At 63.5% G+C, this 14739-nt stretch carries 12 protein-coding genes; 8 read left to right on the plus strand and 4 right to left on the minus strand.

All coding sequences use genetic code 11. The features are described 5' to 3' along the window. Positions 1-14 precede the first annotated feature (14 nt). Positions 15-1874 (minus strand): amidohydrolase, encoded by a 1860-nt coding sequence (locus EDC64_RS12020; protein WP_132031575.1) that lies wholly within the window; start codon positions 1872-1874, stop codon positions 15-17. 103 nt (positions 1875-1977) lie between these two features. Further along, positions 1978-2256, minus strand: a complete 279-nt coding sequence (locus EDC64_RS12025) for a XapX domain-containing protein (RefSeq protein ID WP_132031577.1) — start codon at positions 2254-2256, stop codon at positions 1978-1980. A 469-nt stretch (positions 2257-2725) separates the two neighbouring features. Here EDC64_RS12025 and EDC64_RS12030 point away from each other — a divergent pair, with 469 nt between their 5' ends. The 3 genes from EDC64_RS12030 (at position 2726) to EDC64_RS12040 (ending at position 4954) form a co-directional block, all read left to right on the plus strand. Beyond that, positions 2726-3466 (plus strand): alpha/beta fold hydrolase, encoded by a 741-nt coding sequence (locus EDC64_RS12030; RefSeq protein WP_132031579.1) that lies wholly within the window; start codon positions 2726-2728, stop codon positions 3464-3466. Positions 3467-3507: 41 nt separating this feature from the next. Beyond that, on the plus strand, positions 3508-4188 hold the full coding sequence (locus tag EDC64_RS12035; RefSeq protein ID WP_132031581.1) for an isochorismatase family protein: 681 nt from the start codon (positions 3508-3510) through the stop codon (positions 4186-4188). Positions 4189-4324: 136 nt separating this feature from the next. Next, entirely contained in the window at positions 4325-4954 is a 630-nt protein-coding gene (locus EDC64_RS12040) for a pyridoxamine 5'-phosphate oxidase family protein (protein WP_132031583.1), read from the plus strand. 108 nt (positions 4955-5062) lie between these two features. On the opposite strand, the gene EDC64_RS12045 is transcribed toward EDC64_RS12040, so the two are convergent. Continuing rightward, on the minus strand, positions 5063-6535 hold the full coding sequence (locus tag EDC64_RS12045; protein ID WP_132031585.1) for an ATP-binding protein: 1473 nt from the start codon (positions 6533-6535) through the stop codon (positions 5063-5065). Between the two features lie 300 nt (positions 6536-6835). On the opposite strand from EDC64_RS12045, the gene EDC64_RS12050 reads away from it, so the two are divergent. From EDC64_RS12050 to proX, 5 genes are all read left to right on the plus strand, one after another. Then, positions 6836-8647 (plus strand): helix-turn-helix domain-containing protein, encoded by a 1812-nt coding sequence (locus EDC64_RS12050; protein ID WP_132031587.1) that lies wholly within the window; start codon positions 6836-6838, stop codon positions 8645-8647. Positions 8648-8933: 286 nt separating this feature from the next. Beyond that, positions 8934-10019: an LLM class flavin-dependent oxidoreductase gene (locus EDC64_RS12055; protein WP_132031589.1), complete on the plus strand. Its 1086-nt coding sequence runs from the start codon at positions 8934-8936 to the stop codon at positions 10017-10019. Between the two features lie 155 nt (positions 10020-10174). Continuing rightward, a complete protein-coding gene (locus EDC64_RS12060; protein WP_132031591.1) occupies positions 10175-11344 on the plus strand; it encodes a quaternary amine ABC transporter ATP-binding protein in 1170 nt (389 codons plus the stop codon). Next, positions 11341-12288 (plus strand): ABC transporter permease, encoded by a 948-nt coding sequence (locus EDC64_RS12065; protein ID WP_132031593.1) that lies wholly within the window; start codon positions 11341-11343, stop codon positions 12286-12288. The genes EDC64_RS12060 and EDC64_RS12065 overlap by 4 nt, the downstream gene beginning before the upstream one ends. A gap of 73 nt (positions 12289-12361) precedes the next feature. Further along, positions 12362-13402, plus strand: coding sequence for a glycine betaine/L-proline ABC transporter substrate-binding protein ProX (proX, locus tag EDC64_RS12070; protein WP_245504668.1), 1041 nt, complete (start codon positions 12362-12364; stop codon positions 13400-13402). Between the two features lie 350 nt (positions 13403-13752). On the opposite strand, the gene EDC64_RS12075 is transcribed toward proX, so the two are convergent. After that, positions 13753-14496, minus strand: coding sequence for a formylglycine-generating enzyme family protein (locus EDC64_RS12075; RefSeq protein WP_165933736.1), 744 nt, complete (start codon positions 14494-14496; stop codon positions 13753-13755). Positions 14497-14739 lie beyond the last annotated feature (243 nt).

A 14739-nucleotide genomic window follows, 5' to 3' on the forward strand; every position in this document is an offset into this window, starting at 1 on the left:
AAGCGTGCGCCATCTCAAAATGCCCAGCAGGAGCAGCCGAGCGCGCCCCAGAAGGCGCCCTCGTCCCGGGTTGGCGCCGAAGCGCGCAGCGCTGCCGCGTGGCGATGACCATGGACGCCGCATGCGCTGTCGCAGCCGCACCCCGACATGAGGGCGTATTTTCGGTCGTCGACGGTCGCGCGCTTCTGGTAGCCGCCGAAGGTCCGCACAGGCGACCAGTCCGGCATGGCGGGCGGCAGCGGCGGGCTTAATCGGGCATAGTCGCCCGCGCCGAACACGACCTTCCCGCCGAGCAGCGTCAGCACGCTCTCGACGTCCTGGATCTCGTCCTCCGGCACGTTCATGTAGTCGCGGTCGAGAACCACAAGGTCGGCCAACTGACCGGCCGCGATCTGGCCTTTCTTGCCGTCTTCTGTCGAGAACCAAGTGTTGGCGTGGGTCCAGAGCCGGAGCGCCGTCTCCCGGTCGAGCAAATTTCGCTGCGGATAGAGCCTCAGGCCACCGAGTGTCTTGCCGGTGACCAGCCAGGCGAGCGAGACCCAGGGGTTGTAGCTGGCGACGCGGGTTGCGTCGGTACCCGCACCGACCTTCACGCCGGCTTCCAGCATGCGGGCGACCGGCGGGCTGCGTTCGGCCGCCCGGGCGCCGTAGCGCTCGACGAAATCCTCGCCCTGAAACGCCATGCGATGCTGAACGGCAATGCCGCCGCCGAGCGCCGCGATTCTGTCGATATTGCGGTCGCTGATGGTCTCGCAATGGTCGAAGAACCAGTGCAGCCCCTCCAGCGGCACATCGCGATTGACCCTCTCGAACACGTTGAGCGCGCGGGTGATGGTCTCGTCATAGGTCGCATGCAGACGCCAGGGCCAGCGCTGCTCGGCAAGCAGGCGCACGACGGGCTCGAGGTCGCTCTCCATCGACGGCGGCATCTCGGGCCGCTCCACCTTGAAGTCCTCGAAATCGGCGGCGGAGTAGACCAGCATCTCGCCGGCGCCGTTGTGGCGGTAAAGGTCGTCGCCCTGTCCTGGTTTGACCTGTTTGGCCCAGCCCGCGAAATCTGCCAGTTCGTTCTTCGGCTTCTGGGTGAAGAGGTTATAGGCAAGCCGCAGCGTCAGCTCGCCGTCGGCATGCAACTTCTCGATGATGGCGTAGTCGTCGGGATAGTTCTGATAGCCGCCACCGGCATCGATGATGCTGGTCACGCCGAGCCGGTTCATCTCGCGCATGAAGTGGCGCGTCGAGTTGAGCTGATATTCGGGCGGGAGCCTTGGCCCCTTGGCAAGCGTCGCATAGAGGATCGTCGCGTTGGGCTTGGCCAGCAGCAGTCCGGTCGGACTGCCGTCATTGTCCCTGATGATCTCGCCGCCGGGCGGGTTGGGCGTGTCCTTCGTGTAGCCGGCAGCGCGCAGCGCGGCGCCGTTCAGCAAGGCGCGGTCGTAGAGGTGCAGAATGAAGACGGGCGTCTCGGGCGCGATCGCGTTGATCTCGTCGAGCGTGGGCAGGCGCTTTTCGGCGAACTGATGCTCCGTGAAGCCGCCGACGACACGCACCCATTGCGGCGGGGGTGTTACGGCGACCTGCTTCCGCAGCATCTCCATGGCGCGCGCGAGCGAGCGAACGCCGTCCCAGCGCAACTCCATGTTGTAGTTCAGACCGCCGCGGATGATGTGCATGTGGCTGTCGATCAGGCCGGGCACGGCGCGGCGGCCGCCAAGATCGAGCGTCCGCGTCGTGGGGCCGGCGAGCGCCTGCATCTCGGCGCGCGTGCCGACGTCAAGGAAGCGGCCATCGGCAATGGCCACCGCCTCGGGATTGGGGTTGCTCCGATCCAGCGTCGTGAAGCGGCCGTTGACGAGAATGAGGTCGGCGGTCATGCGCGGACTCCGAATCGAAAGGTCTGGGCGGGGGCGCCTGCACCCAACACAGCGCTTAGCGCGCCGGCACATCCGCCGAGCGTGGCCGGCCGGCCGGCCGGGTTCATGCCGATGTGCCCCCGTCGCGGGAAACGGCCTTGTCGTCGGCGCGCGCTGGAAGGGCACCAAAGACATGTTCGCCGCATTCGTGCTTCAGCCAGCCAAGGCTCAAGGCCTCGCCGCCGATCAGCCGCTTGGCGATCGGAACGATCTGCTCGCCGGCCAGAATGCCGAGCAGGCCGATCAACGCGATCACAGGCGGCGCCGGCGATCGTACATTGAGCAGGCTGTAGACGATGCCCACGACGAGACCGGCGCCGAGGGCCAGCAGATACGGTTTCATTGCGCTATCCCGCTGGGTTCGATGGACTCAAACATTTCGCCATTCCGAGATGAGATATCGTATTCGAACACAAAATGATCAAATCATACACGATCGTTATTTCATTATACCTGAGATCAATATCTATTTTCCGAAGATAGCGTGACCTACCGGAACGGAATTGACGAGTTAAGAAAGGTAAAATCCGCGCCAGGTTCGGAGCATTACGGGGGATATCCGGAGGCCGCATTCCGGCCGACGTGGTCATTGGTGGTGTTTCATCATCCCAACGTGCCAGCGGCACATCCCGAACGTTGGAGGCCCATCGCGGTCACTGCATTTCCCGCGCGAAGCCGGGCACATCGCGCGCCAGGGCGGCCAACATCGTTTTACCTCGCTTAACTCAGCCCCGACGCGCAGTTCAGGTACCTATCGCTCAGGGTGGCGACCGTTATCCCCGACCGAACATGGCCAATAAGGGACGGCATTCATGACTGACATCAAATCCGGTCTTGCAACGAGGACGGTCGCCCAAGCCGGCGGCGCAGCGGTTTCGATCGTCCTCGTGCACGGTGCTTTCGTCGATGGGTCGGGGTGGAAGATGGTCCACGATATCCTGACAAGCCGGGGCTACGATGTCCTGGTTGTCCAGAATCCGACCATCACCCTGGAAGGCGATGTCGCTGCCACCGAGCGCGTGATCGCCATGGCCCAATATCCGGTCATCCTCGTCGGTCACAGCTATGGCGGCGCCGTCGTGACCGAGGCGGGCGACAATCCAAAGGTCAAGGCGATCGTCTACATTGCAGCCTTCGCGCCGGACGCCGGCGAGTCAGTCGCCTCGCTGGCCGAACAGCCGACTGCGCCAGGCGAGGCCAAGGCGCCCCTCTTGCCGCCGCAGGATGGCTACCTGATCGTCGACCCGGCCAAGTTCCCCGCCGCATTCGCCGCAGACGTCTCTGCAGAGACGACCCGCTTTATGGCTGCTGCACAGGTGCCTTGGGGCCTCGGCGCCGTCACAGCGCCCGTCGGTCGTGTCGGTTGGAAAACGAAGCCAACGTTTTACATGCTCGCCGCGGGCGATCTGATGATTCCACCGAGCGCGCAGCGCCGGATGGCAGAACGAATCGGCGCATCGCTGGTCGAGATTAAGAGCAGCCATGCGGTCATGCTCGCCTACCCCCAGGACGTCAGCGATTTCATCGAGAATGCTGCGGGAGCAGCCAAATAGACAACCCCGTTTTAGATAATTGAAAATCCAGGAGACTGACCATGGCACCTTCATCGTCCAACAAATCGAGCGTGCTCCCGACGGGTGGTGGCGCGGCGCTCATGGACCCTTCCGACACTCTGGTCCTTTTGCTCGATCATCAATCCGGGCTGTTTCAAACGGTCAAGGATATCCCGGTTGCCGACCTGCGGCGCAACGTGGAAATGATCGCCAAACTGTGCACGCTGCTGAACATTCCGGTGGTCACGACCGCCTCTGAACCCTCCGGCAGCAATGGCCCGCTCATGCCGGAAATTCACCAGTACGCCCCTCACGCGGTGTATGTCCCACGTAAAGGCGAAGTGAACGCATGGGACAATGCCGACTTCGTGGCCCACGTCGAATCGACAGGCCGAAAGACACTCGTCATGGCCGGCGTCTGGACCAGTGTTTGCGTGATGTTTCCCGCGCTCGATGCGCGCGTTGCCGGTTATGATGTCTTTGCGGTGATCGATGCGTCGGGAGATCCCAGTGAAATGGTGTCTCGCACATCGCTCGCCCGCTTCGTGCAGGGCGGCGTCAAGCCCACCTCAACCAATGCGCTCCTGTCGGAACTTCACCGCACCTGGGCGCGTCCCGAGGCGGCCAGCCTCGCCCAGCTCTACGGTCTCGTCGCGCCCAACTATGCAGCGGTGATGGAGAGCTATCAGAGAGCCCAGGAAGCGGTAAAGAAGGCGGTGTAGCATATCCGGGCGCCGGCGGACGCCATGCGTCTGGCGGCTTTCGCGTGCGTTGCGGGCAGGCCGACGAAAGATATTGCTTCGTCGTCCATGTCCGCGACGCCCGCTCCCTCGCAGAAGCCGATAGGGGAGCAGAAGAATGGGTCACGGATTCATGGACATCGCGCTGACGCCGAGTGTCCTTGCTGCACAGAAGGAAATGCACGCGGACCATCTGTGGACCCAATATAAGGGGCATCGTGAATTCACGCGCTTTACGGCGGACGAGGCGGCCTTCATCGCCGAGCGTGACAGCTTCTATATCGCCACGGCCTCCGAATCCGGCTGGCCGTATGTTCAGCACCGCGGGGGACCTGCTGGCTTCCTCAAGATGATCGATGATCGCACGCTCGCGTTCATCGATTATCGCGGTAATCGGCAGTACATCAGCACGGGCAATCTGATTGCGAATGACCGGGCCTGCCTCATCCTGGTGGATTATCCTCGGCGCGCGCGTCTCAAGATCTATGGGCGCGTCGAAAAGCTGGGGCTCGAGTCGGACCCGCCGCTGACCGACCGGGCTACAGACAAGGAATATGGGGCGAAACCGGAGCGGATTTTCCGGTTGCGCCTGGAAGCGTTCGACTGGAACTGCCCGCAACATATCACGCCGCGCTACACCGAGCGCCAGATCGCCGACGCATTTGCACCGCTTCGCGCGCGTGTCTCTGACTTGGAGCGGGAGAACGCTTTGTTGCGCGGCCAGCTCGAACGCCGCGGTGAGGCATGATGGCTCCCGAGGCGCCAGCGTGTGCCGTGCCTTATCCGCGACGGCGTGGAGCCCGCAGGTCCGGCTGCCCGGGGGTGAGAGGACAGCGTGGGCATGCCATCGTGTTTTTCACGCCATGCAATCCTCGGTCGGCCTTTTGAACGGCGAAAGAATGTGCCGCGCGTGATGCTTCACCGCGCGGTCCTGCTCGCCCACATCCGCAAGCTGTTTCGTCGCGTATTCGCGCGTGGTTTCAAGCAACCGATAGTTAAGCGCTCCGCCTCTGTATTCCGCGCAAACAATTGATCTCTGGGTCAGTCTTTCAAGAGCATCTATGGTCTGCGACGCATCAAGCTCGGCAATTTCCGCCATAACGACCGCGTCTTGGAGGTGAAAGACACCCGCAAATACTGCGAGTATTCGAAACAGAGCCGCCTCTGCATCCGATAGCAGCCGATAACTCCAGTCGAGCGTCGAAAACAATGTTTGCTGCCGCATAGGCGCCGTTCGCTCTCCATTGATCAAAAGAAATCTTTGCCCCAGCATAGCCGCGAGCGTCGGAATGCCGAAAACTCTCACCTTGCTGGCGGCCAAATTGATGGCGAGCGGGATGCCGTCGAGGCGTCGACAAATAGACGAAACGAGCGGCGCGTCTCGATCGTCCAGGACGTAGAATCCATGTTCCTGCGCGCGCGCGATGAACAATTGAACCGCGCCGAAATCGAGCGCTTCTCGCGCTGTAATGTCCGGCTTTGTCCAAGGCGTTTCGAGGGTGGGCAGCCGGTGTACCAGTTCTGATCTCGCCCTCAGCGGTTCCCGACTGGTGGCGAGAAGGCTGAGCATGGGCAGGGCGTCCAGCAGATGATCAGCTATGGTGGTCATCGTGGGCAACAAATGCTCGCAGCCATCAAAGATCAAAAGCACGTTTCGGCCTTTGAGGCAGTCGATGATTTCACGGAAAGAATTTTGTTCGGCATCTAGAGCTGCCGCGATGGCAGCCGGCGCATTTTGCGGGTCGCCGACGGTCGACAGATCGACGAACAATACCCCGTCGGAATAGTTGCGGACACGGTGGCCGACGGCAATTGCGACGCTCGTTTTACCTATGCCACCAGACCCGACGATCGTCACACAGCGAGCGCCGGCAAGTCGGCCGGCTATGCGCGAGATGTCGCCATCGCGGCCGATCGTGAGCGGAGCCTTGGGGAGCGTTTGTGCATAAGCCGAGGCCGGCCATGACGAAGATGCATGCTCGGTCGGCTCGATTGTTACCGGAGCGACAAATCGATAGCCGCGACCGGCTATGGTCGCGATGTAAGCGCTGGCGGCCCCTGCCCCGAGTGCACGCCGCAATGCAGAGACATTTACCTTGAGGTTGTCCTCATGGACGAACGTGTTGGGCCAAACGAATGCGATCAACTCGTTCTTGCTGATGATCTCACCGGCCCGCTGGACAAGCCGTATGAGAATATCGAGCGCCCTGCCGCCCAGCCGCACCGGCAAACCATTACGCGATAGAAGCTGCCGATTGGGTGCAAGCCGGTAGGGGCCGAAGACGTAGATATTTTTATCGGGTAGAGGACAGCTCGCTATCATGTCCATCCTGCGCCCCCATCAAGTGATCTGCCCGGATGGCCCCCAGGCGTGGCATTGAGGATCGTGGCAAGAGGGGCGGCTTATCTTTTCGGGACACGTCGCGGAGCTACCTTGCTGCCCCTCAAACATCGCCTTTTCGATGGACACGACGATTTAAGCCGCCCGATCTGCATGCCGCGCCCCAATCGAAACGATTCAAGCTCGCAATGCTACCTACGGTCGCCGGGATGTCTTCCTCCGCTTGCTAGGAAGTATGCCGCCCCTCATGCTGGCATCCTGGGCAAGAGCAAGACAGGACGAGGCTCGATGCCGAGTACGATTTCACAAATGCATTCGCTCCGGGCGGTTGCGAGCCGGATCAATTCCGGTGTCGATCTCCCCGGATTGTTGTTCGATCTCGTCAAGGCTGCATGCGACCACGGCGGCTGGAGCATGGGATCGATCATGGCGGTGGATGCGGCGCAGGGCTACGCTCACGTCTTCGTCCGTTATGATCCGAGCCTGCTGAAACGTCCGCTCGAAGACCGCTGGGAACTGGCGACGAGCCCGGCCCTTATCGCGCTGCAGACAGGAGAGCCGGTCTATATTCCTGACGCCCGCGCCACCGACGCATTCCCCGGATATCGACGCGAAGCCTACGAGCGCGATTATCACTCGGTTCTGGTGATGCCGCTCACGAGCGTGGATGCGGACGGCCGCCCGATGGTTCTCAGTCTCATTTCGCGTGCCCTCAAGCCCTTGCCGTCAGACGATCTCGCTTTCATGGGCATGATTGTCCACCTGGGGGCGATCGCGGTTGAGCGGGAGTATCGCATGCTGGCCGAGCGCCGTGCCGCGGACGAACAGCGCCGGGCGCTGCATGCACAGGGTGGCCTGCTGGAGGTGGTGCTGTCGGGAGGTTCGACCGAACAATTGGCGGCACGACTTCAGGAATTATTGTATTGCGCGGTTCTGGTAGTCGATTTCGGGGAAAACGGGCTGGTCGCCGCCGGTTCCCCGATCCCGCTGATCCTAGACGAAAAAGGGTGGCGTGATCTTCTCGCTGCGGGGCATGCCGACAGCGTCGTTGCGGCCGTGAGACAGGCCGCTGGGCGTGGCGAGACCAAACAGATCACCCTCGACCTGAATCATGCTGGCGGGGGACTTAAGCTCACCGCCGCAATCGAACCGTTGAGTGTCGACGGGCAGACTGTCGGCGCGCTTGTTCTCCTCGATGAAGAGCGCGGGGGCGATCTTCACAAGCTTATGCTGGAGAGCGCGAAATTCGCGTTGAGCGTCCAGATGATGCGCAGCGTCATCCAGTTCCGCTTCGAGGCGCGCACCCTGACGGAGCTTTTCTTCGAAATTGTCGAGCGACGCTGGCGCGATCCGGCGGATATCGCTCGGCGGGCGCGCCGTCTCGGCCTGCCGCTCTCGCGGCCGCTGCGCATGCTGGTCATCGACTTTCCCGGCGCCGCCAGCGGGGAGCGGGACGCCTCGCTCGATGCGCATCAGAGCGTCCTGCGGCTGGCGCGCCAGCATGGGCTGAGCAGCCACGTCATCGCGATCGGTACAGGTCTCGTCTGCCTCCTCCCGGAGCAGGCCGGCGACAACCGCGATCGGCTTGAGCGCTTCGCGCAGCGGCTGGCGGAGAGCCTGCGCCATGTCTTCAATGGGGACCCCATCGCCGTGATCGGCGGCATCTGTCTTGGGATCGAGGACTATTCCGGGGAATGGGAGCGGGCCTGGCGCATGGTGCGGATCGCCCGCAGCTTCCGCCGAAGCGGCGTCGTATCGGCTCTGGATTTCGGCCCCCTGCCGATGCTGATCGGCGCATCGGACTCGGCCGAGGTGCGCGCCTTCGTCGACGGCAGCATTGGAATGGTTGTCGCCCACGATCGCGCGCAGGGCACACCCTATCTCGAAACCCTGGCCGCCTATCTGCGGGCGGGGTGCCGCAGCCAGCCTTGCGCCGACGCGATGGGCCTACACGTCACCACGCTGCGCTACCGGCTGGCGCGGATAGAGGAATTATTCGGGATCAATGCGGATACGCCCGACCGCCGCTTTGCTCTTGAACTCGCCCTGAAGATGCACGGAGTGATTGACGGAAGCGCCATTCAGACGCCGTTAGGATGAAAATGATGACGCGCTTTACTCCGGTTCATAGGAAGCGCTCGGGGCAGCCGACATCCTAGCCTTCTCCTTTGGTGATACTCGAGAGGATCGGCAGACTGGCACCAGCGCCCGAAGAATCTGCCGCGATAGATCAAGTCTGCCGGTGGCTGGCCATCGGCCTCCTTCCCATCGGCGTCATGGCCTCCGCGGCGGCTTCGAGGTGATGCGCGCTTTATCGCGCTTGAAAGGCCGCTTCCCCCGCGATCGCTGACGCGCTCTCCCGCATCTCTGTACGGAGCCCATTCACATGAAGTTCGCTCTCTTCATGAATATGGAGCGGTTTTCGCCTGCGAATTCCATGCAGGACGTCATGGCTCACATGCGAACGATGGCCGTCATGGCCGATGAAGGCGGTTTCGAGACGCTATGGACCGCCGAGCACCACACCATCGAAAGCACGATCTCACCAAATCCTCTCCAGGTTCTGGTCCGGCTCGCTCAGCATACTGACCGGATCCGGCTCGGTACGGCGGCGCTTGTCGCGCCGTTCTGGAACCCCATCCGGCTCGCTGGCGAGGCGGCGCTCTGCGACCATCTCACCGGCGGAAGGCTTGAGTTCGGCATCGCGCGTGGCGCCTACCCCTATGAATTTGACCGCATGACCGGCGGTACAACCCCACGCGAGGGCACCCACTTCATGCGCGAGATCCTGCCGGCGGTGCTGAAGCTCTGGTCCGGCGACTATGCGCATAACGGGCATTACTGGCGGTTCCCACTCGCCACCTCGGTGCCGAAGCCGCTGCAAAAGCCGCATCCGCCCCTCTGGGTCGCGGCCCGCGATCCCGGAAGCTTCGACTGGGCGGTCGGGATCGGCGCCAACATCCTGTCAACGCCGCTCTCTGCTCCGGTGGCCGAAATCGGCGTGCTGGCGGAGAGGTTCCGCACAGCCTGCGCCGCCCACCCGGAACGGCTGCGGCCGAAATTCATGATGCAGCGGCGCACCTGCATCTACGACCGCAGCCAGGACTGGGAAAAGGCCGTCAGCTATATTGTCGACCACGGGCGCTATTTCGAGAACCTGATGCAGAACAGCGGAACGGTGACAAATGGCTTTCCCGAAGCCGTGCCGTTCAAGACCATGGCCGATCATGGCAAGTACGATCCCCCGGCGATCCGCGACAACCTGGTCTTCGGCACGCCGGATGAGGTCATTCCCAAGATCGAGGTGTACGAGGCCGCCGGCGTCGATCAGTTCTGCCTCGGCCTGTCCTTCAACTTGCCGTTCGAATTGCAGATCCGGACTCTGAGGCTGTTCATCGAAGAGGTGATGCCGCATTTCGCCGCCCGCGAGCGCGCGGTTGCGGCATCCCCTCCCGCCGCGGGTGGAGCGTGACAGGATCGGCCATCGCCTCGGCTGTTTCATGCCAGAGATTCGACTTCACGAGATGCTGAAGCCAACCGACTTTTCGCCGCTGCGCTGATGGCGTGGCTTTCCCGAAAAACGTACAAAGGCTTCAACCCCGAACGACAACCCGGAGGGGACCCGCGGTGAGCGAACGGCTGCGTATCGAAAACCTCTACAAGGTCTTCGGAAAGTACCCGTCTGACGCTCTGCGGATGCTGCGCGACGGTGGAACAAAAGATTTTGTCTTTGCAAAGCTCGGTCAGGTGGTCGGACTGAACGATGTTTCTCTCACCGTGCCGGGGGGCGTGATGTACATGGTCATGGGCCTGTCCGGATCCGGCAAGTCGACGTTGGCGCGCTGCATCAACCGGCTGAACGAGCCCAGCGCCGGGCGGGTCTTGCTGGATGGGGAAGCTGTTCTGGCGCTCGACGAGAAGGCGCTGCGCGAGGTCCGGCGAACCCGCATGTCGATGGTGTTCCAGCACTTTGCGCTGCTGCCCAACAAGCGGGTCATCGACAATGTGGAGTTCGGCCTGAAACTGCGCGGCATTCCCCCCGCGCAACGCCGTCGCCGGGCGGAGGAGCTATTGTCCCTCGTCGGGCTCGGGCGCTGGGGCCATCACATGCCACACGAGCTTTCCGGTGGCATGCGCCAGCGCGTGGGTCTCGCCCGGGCGCTGGCGACCGATGCCGACATCCTGATCATGGACGAGCCGTTCAGCGGGCTCGACCCGCTGATCCGCACGGAAATGCAGGACGAGTTGCTGCGCCTTCAGCGCACATTCAACAAGACCATCCTGTTCATCACCCACGACTTCCAGGAGGCGCTGAAGCTCGGCAGCCGGATCGCGATCATGTCGGAGGGCCGGATCGTGCGCGAAGGCACGCCCCAATCGATCGTGCTCGAGCCGGGCAGCGACTATGTCGCCGCATTTACACGCGAGATCGACCGGGGACGGCTGTTCGATGCGCGTTCGGTAATGAAGGCGCCCGCGGTGCTCTGGCGCGGACCGGCAGGAACCGTGGTCGGGGGCGATGGAGGCGGTTTTCTGCTGGACGCGTGTGAACGCGTCGTCGCGGGCTTGGCCGGCAGAGAAATCAGCCTGCTGCGAGAAACGGGTGAACTGTCGGCACGGCGCGGCTCCTATGTCTGCGTGCCCGAGGCGGCCAAACTCGTCGAGGTGGCGCGCAGCTATCGCGCCGATCACACCGTCGGCGTCATTGATGATGCGGGTCGATTGGTCGGCGTCATCGGTGCCGAGCAGATTCTCGCCCGCATCGCCCATCTGCCGGCGTCGGGAGCAAAGTCATGATCAGGGCCGACGATCTGGCGATCTTCCCGATCGAACAGTGGATACAGGAGGGAGTGCGCTGGCTGGCCCTCAACCTGAGGCCGCTGTTTCAGGCGATAAAATCGCCGATCGAAGCTCTGCTGGGCCTCAGCGACTGGGTGCTGCAATCGATCCCGTTTCCAGCCATGGTCTTGATCGTCGGTCTCGTCGCGTGGCGCAGCGCGGGCGTGGGTGTTGCCGCGTTCAGCGTCGTATCGCAGATCGTGATTGCCATGCTCGGCGTTTGGGCCGAGGCGATGACGACCTTGTCGCTCATCGTCACGGCGATCGTATTCTGCGCGGTGATCGGCATTCCGATCGGCATTCTCTGCGCGCGCAGCGACCGGACCTGGAACATCGTTCGCCCGATCCTGGACATCATGCAGGCGACGCCGACCCTCGTTTACCTGGTGCCTGTGGTGATGCTGTTCGGCGTCGGCAGTGTGCCGGGAGAGGTCGCGGTCGTCACCGCGGCGGCCCCACCTTTGATCCGGTTCACCAATCTCGGCATCCGCATGGTTGAGCACGAGATCGTCGAGGCCGGACTGGCATTTGGAGCCGATCCACGTCAGTTGTTGTGGGAAATCCAGTTGCCGCTTGCGATACCCACCATTCTGGGTGGCCTGAACCAGACAGTCCTCACCGCGATGGTGATGTCGGTTGTCGTCGCGATGATCGGCGCCGAAGGTCTCGGCCTCGTCGTGTTGCAGGGCCTCGGACGACTGGATGTCGGCCGGGCTGCGGTGGGCGGCATCGCCATCGTCCTGCTCGCCATGATGCTCGACCGCATCACCCAGAAACTCGCCGAGCCGCAGCGCGGCCAGCGCACAGCGCTGGTTCAAGTGCTGATGCGCCTCATGCGCGGTGGTCGGCGCGAGGCGATTGCCGCGCAGACCGAAGCGGAGGAGAACCGTCAGGCGGCTTGAAGCCATCGTACCGAGTTTAAACCGCCGGTCGAAGGCTGCGGCACCGGAAACACCAAACCCCGTGGGGAATGCGATGATCAGCCTAAGGGCAAAGCATTTCGTCAGAAAAATCGCGATGGCCGCTCTCGGCGCCGTCATCTTGCAGGGACCTGTCTTCGCACAATCATTGCCGGGAAAGAGCAGGACCGTCCGCTACGCCCAGGGTGACAGCCTCGGCGCCAATTACGTCACCTCTCAGATCATCAGCCGGGCAATCCGGAGCCTCGGCTACCGGGTGAAGATGTCGACCCTCAATACGACGCTGTTCTTTCAGGCCGTTTCACAAGGCGATCTCGATCTCGCGACCGACATCAACATGCCGCAGCGCATGCCCGCCTTTCGGGCGGTCGAGACGCATGCGGAGATCATAGGTACGGGAATGATCCTCGGCGGCGGAATCAACGGGTATCTCATCGACAGGAAAACAGCGACCGCCTACGGCATCACAAGCCTGGCCCAGATGAAAGATCCGAGGCTCGCCACGCTTTTCGGCAAGGACGGCCGCGCCGATCTGATCAATTGTGATCCCGGCTGGAGTTGCGGCGATGTCGTGGATTTTCAGCTCGACCAATTCGGCCTCAAGCACACCGTCCGCTCCGTGCGCGGCAAATACGAAACTCTCATGGTCGAGGCGGTCGCACGGGTGAAGCGCGGCGAGCCGGCGTTCTTCTACGCCTGGAGTCCCTCTTGGGTGAACAGTGCGCTGATCCCGGGCGAGGATGTCGTCTGGCTCCCCACGCCGGAAGATGCGTTGCCGCCGAATGTGCCAAACCGCGGCTCGGCTCTGGTGCCCGGCGTGGCAGGATGCGCGGGCGGCGCCGATCCCTGCCGCATGGCTATGGCGTCCTGGAACTGGGCTTCTGTTGCCAACAAGCGGTTTATCGCAGCTAACCCGGCCATCAAGGCGCTGATCGAGCAGATCAAGTTCCCCCTCGAGACCTGGTCTGATTGGGAGTTCAACATCAACAAAAACGGCGCAAACAGCACGAATGTGAACCGCATGGCAGACGAGTGGATTTCGCAGAACAAGGGGACTTTCGATGGTTGGGTGGCGACGGCGAAAGCAGCGGCGTAGAATCCAACGTGTCCGCCAAACGGCCGGCCCGCCCCTCACTGCGGTCTTCCCGCGGTGCGCTTTACCGGTCCTCCTTTGGCGCTCGTGATTGATCCGAGACCATTTTCTGGGCTGCCGAAGCTGGGTTTCCGGCCTTTGTCACGGCGGTGGGCTGGCTGCGCCGCCGGGGTTCTGCAGCGCGTGAAGAATGCGCCTCTGGGCAAGCCCGAGAGCGTCCTCCCCTCCTTGCAGGAGCAGGCCCCGGCGAGGCGGTGGCGGACCTCGTCACGAAGCAATGCCGTCGCACACCGCGCGCCGGTCACGCCCGCAATGTCCGACACCCGAGCGCATCGCGCCCCGCGTTAAGCCCCCTACCCCGCCTTTTCCGCCGCGCGGGGATAGACGCAGCGGAAGCCGATATAGAGTGCGGCGAAGGCGGCGGGCTTCCATTGCATGGCCGCGGCGCGCATCTGGTCGGGGCCGTACCACCAGGAGCCGCCGGCGGTGAGCGCGGTGTCGCCTTGCCGGTCGGCGAGCCATTCCCAGGCATTCCCGCCCATGTCGCGCAGCCCGTTCACGCCGGTTTTCGTCGCTCCGGCCGGGGCCAGACGCGGCCAGGGATCCCCGCCGCTGCCATTGGCGCCGTCCGGCGTGGCGCCGGTGGGAAACGGATAGGTCTGTCCCGTGACGAATTCGGCGGGCGGCGCGGCCCGCCGCTCGACATAGGCCGCCTCGGTCCATTCCGCGCGCGTCGGCAGGCGGCCGCCGGCCCAGCGGCAATAGGCGTCGGCCTCGTACCAGGTGACGTGGACGGCGGGCAGAGCCGGGCTGTCCGGCGGCGCGCCGAACGGGGTGCGGAAGGTCCAGCCCGGCCGGCGCTCCCAGCCCGCGCCCCATTCGTGACCGCCGCCGTCTTGCTCCGCCGCCGTCGTCCGGCCCGTCGCCCGGGCGAAGCGGGCGAAGGCGGCGATCGTCACCTCGTCGGCATCGAAGACGAGGGCGCCAACCGGCAGGCGCGCATCGGCCGCCGCCGGCGCCGCAGAGAACGGCCCGGCGAAGAGGCTGGCGCAGAGGCCGGCGCGGATCGGGCCGGCGAGGCGGTCGGACATCCTCATCTCTCTCTCCCTTCGTCCCGTGCCCGCCCATGCCGGACGACGTCCCGGCCGGTGCGGCGCTGCTTCAGGATACGAGCGCCCGTGCCCCGAAACGCCGGTCTCCGCGAAATGTGATGGTCCAAACGAAAAGAGCCGCCCCGAAGGGCGGCTCAGACCGCTGACAAACCCCGTCGATTTTTCGGCGGGGTTTTTGTTTGGGTTGGGGCCGGTCGGTTTTTGGCTATGGCGTCGGTCGATTTTGGG

Source organism: Aquabacter spiritensis (assembly GCF_004346185.1).
In the GTDB taxonomy this organism is placed as follows: domain Bacteria; phylum Pseudomonadota; class Alphaproteobacteria; order Rhizobiales; family Xanthobacteraceae; genus Aquabacter; species Aquabacter spiritensis.